This window comes from Streptomyces glaucescens, from assembly GCF_002154375.1.
GTDB lineage: Bacteria > Actinomycetota > Actinomycetes > Streptomycetales > Streptomycetaceae > Streptomyces > Streptomyces glaucescens.
The window spans coordinates 1-10,517 of the sequence record NZ_MUND01000406.1; the positions used below are offsets into that span (position 1 = coordinate 1).

Genomic DNA, 10,517 nt, shown 5'->3' on the forward strand with positions numbered 1-10,517 from the left:
ACCGGGTGCGCGGCCTGCGGGAGGCGCTGCCGCGCGCGGAGGTCGTGGAGTGCGCCCCGGAGGACGTGCCCGGCGAGCTGTGCAAGGCCGCCGCGCGGGCCAGGGTGCTGGGGGTGTGCGGCGGCGACGGCACGGTGAACACCGCCGCCGAGGTCGCCCTGCGGCACGGGCTGCCGCTCGCGGTGCTGCCCGGCGGCACCCTCAACCACTTCGCCCTCGATCTCGGCGTGGAGGACACGCGGTCCCTGAGCCGGGCGATCCGGCAGGGCGAAGGGGTGCGGGTGGACATCGGCCGGTTCTCCTGCGGGGCGCGGCGCGGCATCTTCCTCAACACCTGCGCGCTGGGCGTCTATCCGGAGCTGGTGCGCGAGCGGGACCGCTGGTCGCACCGGATCGGCGGCTGGCCGGCCGGGGTGCTGGCGGCGGCCCGGGTGCTGCGCGCCGACCGGCATCCCCTGGAGGCCGAAGTGGGCGGGCGGCCGCGCCCGTTGTGGCTGCTGTTCGCCGGGAACGGCACCTACCACCGGATGGGTCTGGCGCCGGGCCGCCGCCGGGACCTCGCGGACGGCCTGCTCGACGTCCGGGTGGTGCACGGCGGCCGGCGTCCCGCGCTGCGCCTGCTGGCCGCCGCCTTCGCCGGACCGCTGACCCGCTCCCCCGTGCACGCCGCGGTCACGGTCGGCAGGCTGCGGCTGGCGGACGTGGCACCGGGGACGCTGCTCGCCTACGACGGCGAAGTCACCGAGGTGGAAGGGGACGTGACGCTGGAGAAGGAGCCGGAGGCGCTGGCCGTGTACCGCCCGACCAGTGCTCACTGACACCACCCGCCGACACCGTCAGTCCAGCATATGAAACATACTGTCTCAGTATTCGGAGGGCGGCGTACGGTGACGGTGCAGCCCGCGGGCCCGGTCCCGCGGGATCCGTCATGCCGGACAGGGGGCACAGCCATGCCGAGAGCGCAGGAGACCGCCGTCTACACGCACGGCCATCACGAGTCGGTGCTGCGGTCGCACACCTGGCGGACCGCCGCCAACTCGGCCGCCTATCTGCTGGGTGTCCTGGAACCCCACATGAGGATCCTGGACATCGGCTGCGGGCCCGGCACCATCACCGCCGACCTGGCCGAGCTGGTCCCCGACGGCCGGGTCACCGGCGTCGACCGGGCCGCGGGCGTGCTGGAACAGGCGCGGGCGACGGCCGACGGACGAGGGCTGCGCAACGTCGACTTCGCCGTGGCGGACGTGCACGCCCTGGACCACCCCGACGACACGTTCTGCGTCGTCCACGCCCATCAGGTGCTCCAGCACGTCGGCGACCCGGTGCAGGCGCTGCGCGAGATGAAGCGCGTGACCAGGCCGGGCGGGTGGATCGCGGTACGGGACTCCGACTACGCCGCGATGACCTGGTACCCGGCCTCACCGGGCATGGACGACTGGCTGGCGCTGTACCGGCGGGTGGCCCGCGCCAACGGCGGCGAGCCGGACGCCGGACGCCGGCTGAAGTCCTGGGCGCTGCGGGCGGGTCTGACCGGCATCACGGCGACGTCCGCGACGTGGACGTTCTCCACCCCCGAGGAGCGGGCCTGGTGGAGCGGTCTGTGGGCGGACCGGACGCTGGCCTCGGAGTACGCACGGGTCGCCGTCGGTGGCGGGCACGCCACCGAGGAGGAACTGCGGGCCGTGTCGGAGGCCTGGCGGGAGTGGGGGCGGCAGGAGGACGCGTGGTTCAGCGTTCTGCACGGTGAGATGCTGTGCCGCAAGGAAGCCTGAACGGCGAATTGAGGGAAACCCGTACGGCAGGAGGTCGACTGATGGTTCCCATTCTGCTCGTACTGCTTCTGGCACTCCTTCTTTTCGGCGCCGGATTCGCCGTCAAGGTGCTCTGGTACATCGCGTTGGCGGTGCTGGTCCTGTGGCTGCTCGGATTCCTGCTGCGCGGTACGACGGCCGCCGGTTCACGGGGCCGTTGGTACAGGTGGTGAACAAGCCCGGGACGTCAGTCCCGGGGAAGCAACGGTCCCAGCGGCCCGAGGTCCAGATTCAGGTCCTCGGGCCGCAGTCCGTAGCGCTCCCGCAATTCGGTCATCCGGTCGTCGAGCAGCATCAGGGTGAGCCCGATCCGCTCCTCCTGGTCCTCCGTCAGGTCGCCCTCGTCGAAGCGGCGCAGCGCCTGGCGCTCCATGAGCTGGCGCAGCAGCTCCACCACGGTGAGGACCAGTTTGACGAGGTCCCGCTCGACGGTGTCGGGCTCCAGGTCGAGCTGCCGGCGGCGGCCGGACGGCCGCGCGGGGTCGGCGTCGGCGTTCCCACGGGGCAGGCCGTCCAGCAGGCCTTCCAGCGTGTCGTCCTCTCCACGGGGCACGTCGTTCGCCGGGTAGTGCACGTCATCCCTCCCAGGGGGCCGGTACCTGCGCGTTGACCGAGCTGATCAGCGCGTTCAGATCGATGCGGACGAGATCGACGTCCGCGATGCGCAGCGTGATGTCGCCGGTGATGACGACCCCGCCGGCCAGCAGCCGGTCGAGCAGGTCCACCAGGGCGATCTCACGGCGTTCGACGACGGTCACGGCAGATCGCCCTCCCCGTTCTCCTCGTCCTCGGCACCGCCGATGTCTCCCACGAAGGAATAGGCGGCCCAGGGCCCGGTGAGTTCCACCCGCATTCCGGACGCCTCGTCCTTCGTACGGTCCACCAGTTCCACGAATTCCTCGGAATGGTCCCGCGGCACCAGATAGGCGGCATTGAGCACATTCCGTCCGGCGGCACCGGAAAGCGCCGGATTCTGCGGCGCGTGCAGCCGGGAATCCTCGGCGCGCTCGGAGAGCGTCTCGTGCAACCGGGTGGCGAATGCCTCCGCCTTCTGCCATTCGTCCTCGCGGGCCCGGAACCGGTCCCGGCGCTGCCGGAGGTAGTCGCGCCCGGAGGCGGCTTTCGCCGGCGCCCGCTCCGGTTCGCCGAGTTCCCCGGGCTCGGCGTCGGTGTAGACCTTCACGCCCCACTCCACCCGCCCCTCCAGGCGGCCGAGGGTCTGCCGGAAGTAGTCCTCGCGGGCCTCCATCATCACGCGGACCGCGCTGTCGTCCCGGAACACGGTGGCCAGCCGCAGCGGCAGCGGGGTGGTGACCGTGGTCAGGGCGTCGATCACCTGCTGGTGGGCGCGGGCGGTCTCGGTGAGCCAGTCCAGGTCCTCCAGGTGGGCCCGCAGCGGCTCCTCGGCGAAGTGCCGCTCGGGCACCGTGCTGACGACGGCGACCAGACCGCGGTGGTGCAGCAGCCGCGGCGGGACGCCCCCGACACCGGTCAGCTGCGACTGCAGCGGGGCGCTGAACGGGCGGCAGACGGCGTAGACGTAGCGCAGTCCCGTGGTCATCACGATCCCTCCCGCGTCCGGCCGGACTCCAGGGCGGCCAGCCGTGCGCGCAGCTCGGCGTTCTCCCGCGCCAGCTCGTCGCGGGCGTCGTCGTCCCGCCGGGCGAGTTCCTCGCGGCGGGCGCGGGAGGACAGGGCCGGGTCGTCCTCCCACCAGTCGATGCCCATCTCCTTCGCCTTGTCGACGGAGGCGACGATGAGCCGCAGCTTGATGGTGAGCAGTTCGATGTCGAGCAGGTTGATCCGGATGTCGCCCGCGATGACGACACCCTTGTCGAGCACCCGCTCCAGGATGTCGGCGAGGTTGGCGCCCCCGCCGTTGCCGTACGGATCGGGGAGCCGGCTGGGGGTGGTCATCGGCGGCTCCCTCGGGTGGTCGGCCGGTTGTCGTCGGAGGCGGGGCGCGGGCTGTCCCCTTCGGGTACCCCGCTCAGCGTGACGTGGCGGGCGAAGTCCGCCAGGTCCCGCCTGGCGCGGTGGTGCGGCACCCGCAGCAGGGCGCCCGCCCGGCCTGCCGGGCTGTCGGGCAGATGTTCGGCGACCAGCAGGACGCGTGTGAGGCGGTCGGCGAGCGGATGGAAGGAGACCACCCCGCGCAGTCCGTGCGCGGTCCACACGAGCCGGTCGTCGGGGGCCGGGCGGGCGTCCGGGTGCCGCGCCCACTCCTCGTACGCCGTGCGCACGGGTACGCCGACGTCGACCTGCTCGACCACGACGAGCGGCCGGGCCGCCGGGAGCGAGAGGCCGGAGCGGTCCCTCAGCCGGGCCACGGCGATCTCCAGCGCGGCCCGCGCCGGGCCCTTGCCCTCCACCAGCTTGCGGCCGGTGTCCCGGGCGAGCCGGGCGAAGCCGGGGCTGCGGCCCTCGGCTATCTCGGTGATCCGTACGGTGGCCAGCCCGAGGCCCCGGCCGGCCCTGGCCAGCATCCGCCGGGCCTGGGCCTCCAGGTACTCCTGCGCCGCCGCCCGCAGCCGGTCGGCGGCCTCGCTGCGGGCGAGTTCGCCCACCAGGCCGGGGCGGCCGGACAGCGCCGGGGTGTGCACGCCGGTCATCGGTCCCCTCCTCCCTGCGCACGGGCGCCCGCCTTGGCGGAGGCCGCCCGCCGGGCGGCGCCCCGCTCGGCTCCCGACCTCCTGGCCGGGGCCTGCCTGCCGGGCGCCTTGCGGGCGCCGGACTGCCCGCCGGCGGACTTCACGGAGGCGGCCTTCTTCGCGGTCGCCTTCTTCGCGGCGGCCCTCTTGGCCGGGGCCTTCTTCGCCGGGGCCTTCTTCGCCGGGGCCTTCTTCGCCGGGGCCTTCTTCGCCGAGGCCTTCTTGGGGGCGGCCTTCTCGGTCTTCTCGGCCGTCTCAGCCGCCCCGGCCTTCCTCGCGCCCTTGGCGGACGTCTCGCTCCCGGCCGCGCTCCCGTCCGTCTCCGAGGACGCCGACGGCTCCTCGCCCGGCTCGGTCTCCTCGTCCGGCTCGGTCTCGCCGACCGGCGGTTCGGCGTCGTCCGGCGGCGACAGAGCGTCGCCCTCCGGCACGGCGTCCTCGTCCACGGCGTCCTCGTCCGCGGCGTTCTCCCACGCGTCGGCCCGCCCCTCGACGGAGGCGGACGCCGCCCCGGCGCCCAGGCTCGCGTAGATCTCGTCCGTCCGCTCGTACAGACGGTCGGCGAGGGCGTCGAGGCGGCGTTCGGCCCAGCGGTAGAGGGTGTCCGCCGCCGCGTCCGGGACACCCCGCAGATCCTCGCGGAGCTGTTCCTCGATCTCGCGGATCTGCGGGTTCTCCCGGAGCCGCCGGGACAGGACGCGCAGTCGCCGGCGGACCAGGAACACCACGGCGACGGCCGCCAGTCTGCCCTTCACTGCGTTCTCTCCAGCCGGTCGAGGAGTTCGTCCTCCCGGCGGTCGAACTCCTCCTCGGTGATCTCCCCGGCGTCCAGCTGCTCTTCCAGCCGGGCGAGTTCGGTGCGCACGGTGGCGGGGTCGTAATAGATGCGCTCCGCCTCCTGCAGCACCTGTCTGATCGCCCAGGCGCTGCCGCGCACCGGGGCGAACGGCAGCATCAGCACTTCTCCGATCAGTCCCACGGACTCACTCCTCCGCGCCGACTCCCGCGCCCGCCGTGCTGCCGGCGGTCGCGGCGTCCGCGGGTCCGGTGGGGCCGGGCTCGACGAAGCTGTACGGCGGCAGCGGCCCGTGGACGCGCAGCTCCAGGTGGGGCAGGTCCTTGCGGGCCTGTTCGACGGCGGCGAGGAACTGCTCGGCCGAGTCCCGGCCGACCAGGTAGGAGACGTTGACCAGCCAGCCGGTGGACTCGGGGCCGACGCTGGCCGCGTCACCGGCCGGTTCCAGCAGCTGCAGAACCGCGTCGGCGTCCCCGGTCTCCTTCTGCTTGACCGCGGCGGCGACCATCTCGCCGAGCCGCAGCTTCTGCTCGTACGTCCCGCCGCCCGCCTTGCGGTTGGCCTCGGCGAGGGCACGGATCTCCGGGTCCTCGGCCATGACGTGGTGCAGGACGGCCTCTTCGATGTGCGAGGCCTTGATGTTGTACTCGACCTTGCCGTCCAGGGCGCGCAGCCGCTCCTGGTAGTGCGCGGCGCGTTCGGCGAGCACCCCGGTGACCGAGGCGTCGTCCGGGGCCACGCTGCCGAAGCGCATGGGCAGCACGCAGCCCGCGGCGCCCGCCTCGGCGAGCACGTTCTGATGGGCGACCAGGTCGCGCCGCTTGGGGCGCAGCCCGTCGGGGGCGTCGCTGACGATCGCCGCCAGCTCACCCTCCCGCAGGATCCGCACCGGCCGGGCCGGGTCGCCGACGCCCTCCATGCCGTCGGGGAGCGCGGGGTGGGAGCCCGCGGCGATGCCGTAGACGTAGGTGCTCACTCGTCGTCATCCTTCCGGCGGGCGGTGGTGGTCCGGCGCGAACGGCCCTTGCTCTCGGGCTCGGGGGAGCCCTCGTCACGTGCCTGCTTGAACGCGTCGGAGATGGTCTGCGCGGCACCGGACAGGGCGCCCTTGGACTTGCCGCGCGCGCCGGATTCGGTGATCTGGCCGACGACGTCGGGCAGGCCGGGGCTCTTGCGCGGCCCCGACTCCAGGTCGAGGCGGTTACAGGCCTCGGCGAAGCGCAGGTAGGTGTCGACGCTGGCGACGACGACCCGCACGTCGATCTTCAGAATCTCGATGCCGACCAGGGAGACCCGGACGAAGGCGTCGATGACGAGCCCTCGGTCGAGGACGAGTTCCAGGACGTCGTAGAGGCCACTGGAGCCGCCCCCCGAGCCAGTCTGCTGTGCCGGGACAACGGTCATGCCGACCGGTCCTCCTTCTGTTGCTGGTTGATGGTGACGGGCGAGGGACGGCCTAGCGGCCGCCGGACCGTGCGTCGGCCCGCCCGCGTTCGTAGCGGCGCACGCGGCGGTACCCGGTGAGCTGTCCCCGGTCGTCGAGGGTCACCTCGTAACCGGCCATCAGGCTCATCGTGTCCGGCACTCGTTCGAGTTCGAGCACCTCGACCTCCAGGGACCAGCCGTCCTCGGTCTGCTCGAAGGACGACACGGTCTCGGCGACCATGCCGGTCAGCTCCGCGAGCTGGGCGCGCGCCTGGCGCAGCACCTCCATCGGGCCCGGCCGGTCGTCCGCCGTGTGCGTTTTGTTGTCGTTTTGGGTTTCTTGTGAACTCTGTGACTGGGATGTGCTATTTGTGTTCGACATGGCCACCTCTTTGCTCGGGTGGCCGCCCAGCCCCTGGCCAAACCTGTGGATCCCAGAGCGGTGCCCGGACCGGCGTCCGGAGCGGCGGCGTCCGGCGCTCAGCCGCGCAGCGCGTCGAGCCTGCGCCGGGCCGGTCCGAGGGCGCGGCCCCGGCTCATCACGCCCGCCCAGGGGTTGGTGCGGGCCTGGTCGACGGCGTCGGCGAGGGTCCAGCGGCGCGGCCCGAAGCCGGGGTCGTCGAGCTGGTCCCAGGCGACGGGCACGGCGACGGGCGCGCCGGGGCGGGCGCGGACGGTGAAGGGGGCGACGGCTGTCTGGGCGTAGCCGTTGCGCTGGACGTCCAGGTAGAGGCGGTCGCCGCGGTCCCTCTTGCGGGCGGCGGTGGTGAGCCGGTCGGGGTGTCCGGCGGCGAGCGTGTCGGCGACGTCACGGGCGAACTGCCGTACCTCGTCGAAGTCGTGCCGGCCGTTCAGCGGCACCACGATGTGCAGGCCGCGCGAACCGGTGGTCATCAGGGCCGACGGCAGCCGCAGTTCGTCGAGGAGTTCGCCGAGCAGCACGGCCGTCTCGCGCACGGGTGCGAAGTCGTCGCCGGAGGGGTCGAGGTCGAAGACCATCCGGTCGGGGCGGTCCAGCCGGTCACCGCGCGACAGCCAGCGGTGCAGCGTGACGCATGCCTGGCCGGCGAGGTGGACGAGGGTCGCGGCGTCGTCGCAGACGGTGTGGCGGACGGTGCCGCCCTCCTTGGGCACCTCGATACGGGTGATCCATTCCGGGTAGGTGTCCGGGGTGTTCTTCTGCATGAAGCCGGGGCCGTCGACGCCGTCCGGGTGCATCTCCAGCATCAGCGGCCGGCCGCGCAGGTGCGGCAGCAGGAAGGGTGCGACGGACCGGTAGTAGTCGACGAGGTCGCCCTTGGTGTACTCCGGGTGGCCGTCGCCGCCCGGGAAGAGGACCTTGCCGGGCCGCCGTACCTCGACCGTACGGCGGCCCGCCCGTACCCTGCGCGCGTCGGCACCGCTCACGGCACGATCGCCTGCTCCACCAGCAGGCGGACGGAGGCCGCGATCGACTCGGCGTCGATGCCGGCGGCGTGCAGCTGTTCCTCGGGCGACGCTGAGCCCGGCATGGTCCGGACCGCGAGGCGGACCAGGCGCGGCACGGGACGCCCGTCGAGGAAGGCGTCGAGGACGGCGTCCCCGAGGCCGCCCTCCGGGTGGTGGTCCTCCACGGTCAGCAGACAGCCGGTGTCCTCCGCGGCCTGACGCAGGGTCGGCCGGTCGACGGGCTTGACCGAGTACAGGTCGATCACCCGCACCCGGATGCCCTCCCGGTCGAGGGCGTCGGCGGCGGCCAGTGCCTCGGGCACGGTGATCCCGGCCGCGACCACGGTGAGCCGGTCCTCGCCGGAGGAGCGCAGCACCTTGCTGCCGCCGATCGGGAACTCCTCGTCCGGGTCGTAGATCACCGGGGTCGCGCCGCGGGAGGTGCGCAGATAGCGGATGCCGTCCAGGCCGGCCGTCTCCGCGACCAGCCGGGCCGTCTGGTTGGCGTCGCACGGGTACAGCACGGTCGAGTCGTGCACGGCCCGGAACATCGCCAGGTCCTCCAGGCCCATCTGGGAGGGCCCGTCCTGCCCGATGGCGACGCCCGCGTGGGAGCCGGCCAGGTTGATCCCGGCGCCGCTGACCGACGCCATCCGCACGAAGTCGTGGGCGCGGGTGAGGAAGGCGGCGAAGGAGGAGGCGTACGGCACCCAGCCGCGGGCGGCGAGACCGACCGCCGCGGCGACCATCTGCTGCTCGGCGATGTAGCACTCGAAGTAGCGGTCGGGGTGCTCCTTGGCGAAGTACTCGGCGCGGGTGGAGTCGCCGACCTCCCCGTCGAGGGCGACGATGTCGTCCCGGGCGGTGCCGAGGGCGGCGAGCGCCTTGCCGTAGGCGTCGCGGGTGGCGGTCTTGTCGCCGCCGCGCTCCCACCGGGGCAGGTCGACGCCCGACCCGGTGGGCACGGAGCGCAGGACCCGGTCGCCCGGCGGCTGGTGCACCTGGACGACGAGATCCCGTTCCCCGCCCAGCTGTGCGATGGCCTCCTCGGCGTCCGGCAGCGGCTTGCCGTGCAGGCCCTCGCGGTCCTCGACGCCCTCGACGCCCTTGCCCTTCAGCGTGCGGGCGAGGATCGCGGTGGGCTGGCCGAGGGTGGAGATCGCCTCGCCGTAGGCGCGGTCGACGGCGTCGACGTCATGGCCGTCGATCTCGATGGTGTGCCAGTCGAAGGCGCGGAAGCGGCGGGCGTAGGCGTCCAGGTCGTGGCCGTGCCGGGTGGGGCCGCGCTGGCCGAGCCGGTTGACGTCGACGATCGCGACGAGGTTGTCCAGACGCTCGTGGCCCGCGTGTTCGGCGGCCTCCCACACGGATCCCTCGGCCAGTTCGCTGTCGCCGCACAGCACCCAGACGCGGTAGTCGGTGCGTTCCAGCCGCTTGCCGGAGAGGGCGACCCCGACGCCGACCGGCAGTCCCTGGCCCAGCGATCCGGTGGCCGTCTCCACCCACGGCAGCCGCCGCGGCGTGGGGTGCCCCTCCAGCCGGCTGCCCATCTTCCGGAACGTCAGCAGTTCCTCGTCGTCGAGCGCGCCGGCCGCCTTGAACGCCGAGTACATCAGCGGGGAGGCGTGTCCTTTGGACAGGATGAAGCGGTCGTTGGCGGGGTGGTCGGGGCGGTCGAAGTCGTAGCGCAGGTGGTTGGCCAGCAGGACGGCCATCAGATCGGCGGCCGACATCGAGGACGTGGGGTGCCCGGAGCCGGCGGCCGCCGCCGCCCGCACACTGTCGACGCGCAACTGCTGTCCCAGCTCCACGAGTTCGTCGGTGTTCATCGTTCTCCTCGGTCGGACTGGTCGGAAAGGTCGGTGGGGCCGGGGGATCCGGAGGGCAGGTCGCTGCTCCTGACCGGCCCCGGAGGTTCGGGTCCCGTGCGGTGCCCGGCCGGGCCGGACTGCTCCGTCCCGGGTCCGGCCCCGGCCGGGCCGGGCGGCTCGCGGTCGGCCCGCGGCTCGGCGGCCGTGTCGGGACGCCGCACCGGACCGGGGGGCTCGGACCCGGCCTCCGGTCCCGGCGGTTCCCGGTCGGCCCGCGGCTCGGCGGGCCCGCGGTTCGGACCGCCTCCGGGACCGGAGTGCGGTTCGGCGGGGCTCGACCCCTCGTCGCCGGTCACGGTCTCACCGGGCCCGGACGGTTCGATCTCGGCGGACCCGGCAGGACCGGGCGTCTCGGCGTCCAGGAACGGCCCGGCCACCCCGGACCACTCCGCGTCCCCCTCCACGACGGCCCCCAGGGCACGGCCCCGGCTCCGCACGGGCTGCCCGCCCGGCTGCCCCTTCCCGGGCTCCCCACCGGGCTGGTTCTTCGCGGGCTCCCCGCCCGGCTGGTTCCTCGCGGGCTCCCCGCCCGGCT

At 73.6% G+C, this 10,517-nt stretch carries 15 protein-coding genes and 1 pseudogene; 3 read left to right on the plus strand and 13 right to left on the minus strand.

Going from position 1 to position 10,517, the window contains the following annotated elements; genetic code table 11:
• The 3 genes from CCN42_RS25110 to CCN42_RS25120 all read left to right on the plus strand — a co-directional run.
• Window positions 1–818 (plus strand): diacylglycerol/lipid kinase family protein (locus CCN42_RS25110; RefSeq protein ID WP_281259527.1); only part of this gene is annotated, 818 nt, incomplete at its 5' end.
• A 132-nt stretch (window positions 819–950) separates the two neighbouring features.
• On the plus strand, window positions 951–1,772 hold the full coding sequence (locus tag CCN42_RS25115; protein WP_086739021.1) for a class I SAM-dependent methyltransferase: 822 nt from the start codon (window positions 951–953) through the stop codon (window positions 1,770–1,772).
• Window positions 1,773–1,813: 41 nt separating this feature from the next.
• Window positions 1,814–1,984 (plus strand): hydrophobic protein, encoded by a 171-nt coding sequence (locus CCN42_RS25120; RefSeq protein ID WP_086739023.1) that lies wholly within the window; start codon window positions 1,814–1,816, stop codon window positions 1,982–1,984.
• Between the two features lie 14 nt (window positions 1,985–1,998).
• Here CCN42_RS25120 and CCN42_RS25125 read toward each other — a convergent pair whose 3' ends face one another.
• From CCN42_RS25125 to CCN42_RS43825, 13 genes and pseudogenes are all read right to left on the minus strand, one after another.
• A complete protein-coding gene (locus CCN42_RS25125; protein ID WP_086172827.1) occupies window positions 1,999–2,319 on the minus strand; it encodes a gas vesicle protein K in 321 nt (106 codons plus the stop codon).
• A gap of 67 nt (window positions 2,320–2,386) precedes the next feature.
• Window positions 2,387–2,569, minus strand: coding sequence for a gas vesicle protein (locus CCN42_RS25130; protein ID WP_086172816.1), 183 nt, complete (start codon window positions 2,567–2,569; stop codon window positions 2,387–2,389).
• Window positions 2,566–3,372 (minus strand): GvpL/GvpF family gas vesicle protein, encoded by an 807-nt coding sequence (locus CCN42_RS25135; RefSeq protein ID WP_086739025.1) that lies wholly within the window; start codon window positions 3,370–3,372, stop codon window positions 2,566–2,568. Before CCN42_RS25135 ends, CCN42_RS25130 begins: the two co-directional genes overlap by 4 nt.
• A complete protein-coding gene (locus CCN42_RS25140) occupies window positions 3,372–3,728 on the minus strand; it encodes a gas vesicle protein (RefSeq protein ID WP_086739027.1) in 357 nt (118 codons plus the stop codon). Before CCN42_RS25140 ends, CCN42_RS25135 begins: the two co-directional genes overlap by 1 nt.
• On the minus strand, window positions 3,725–4,423 hold the full coding sequence (locus CCN42_RS25145) for an SRPBCC family protein (protein ID WP_086739029.1): 699 nt from the start codon (window positions 4,421–4,423) through the stop codon (window positions 3,725–3,727). The genes CCN42_RS25140 and CCN42_RS25145 overlap by 4 nt, the downstream gene beginning before the upstream one ends.
• The gene (locus tag CCN42_RS43820) at window positions 4,420–5,217 is read right to left on the minus strand and encodes a DNA primase (RefSeq protein ID WP_158102128.1); all 798 of its coding nucleotides are present in this window, start codon (window positions 5,215–5,217) and stop codon (window positions 4,420–4,422) included. Before CCN42_RS43820 ends, CCN42_RS25145 begins: the two co-directional genes overlap by 4 nt.
• Window positions 5,214–5,441, minus strand: coding sequence for a gas vesicle protein GvpG (locus CCN42_RS25155; protein WP_086172821.1), 228 nt, complete (start codon window positions 5,439–5,441; stop codon window positions 5,214–5,216). The genes CCN42_RS43820 and CCN42_RS25155 overlap by 4 nt, the downstream gene beginning before the upstream one ends.
• A 4-nt stretch (window positions 5,442–5,445) precedes the next feature.
• A complete protein-coding gene (locus CCN42_RS25160) occupies window positions 5,446–6,234 on the minus strand; it encodes a GvpL/GvpF family gas vesicle protein (RefSeq protein WP_086739031.1) in 789 nt (262 codons plus the stop codon).
• Entirely contained in the window at window positions 6,231–6,662 is a 432-nt protein-coding gene (locus tag CCN42_RS25165; protein WP_086172823.1) for a gas vesicle structural protein GvpA, read from the minus strand. The genes CCN42_RS25160 and CCN42_RS25165 overlap by 4 nt, the downstream gene beginning before the upstream one ends.
• 52 nt (window positions 6,663–6,714) lie before the next feature.
• Entirely contained in the window at window positions 6,715–7,065 is a 351-nt protein-coding gene (locus CCN42_RS25170) for a gas vesicle protein GvpO (RefSeq protein ID WP_086739033.1), read from the minus strand.
• A 98-nt stretch (window positions 7,066–7,163) separates the two neighbouring features.
• On the minus strand, window positions 7,164–8,090 hold the full coding sequence (gene ligD, locus CCN42_RS25175) for a non-homologous end-joining DNA ligase (protein ID WP_086739035.1): 927 nt from the start codon (window positions 8,088–8,090) through the stop codon (window positions 7,164–7,166).
• Window positions 8,087–9,940 (minus strand): transketolase, encoded by a 1,854-nt coding sequence (locus CCN42_RS25180; RefSeq protein WP_086739037.1) that lies wholly within the window; start codon window positions 9,938–9,940, stop codon window positions 8,087–8,089. Before CCN42_RS25180 ends, ligD begins: the two co-directional genes overlap by 4 nt.
• Window positions 9,937–10,517 (minus strand): annotated as a pseudogene (locus CCN42_RS43825) (hypothetical protein); the annotation flags it as partial. The gene CCN42_RS25180 and the pseudogene CCN42_RS43825, both read right to left, overlap by 4 nt.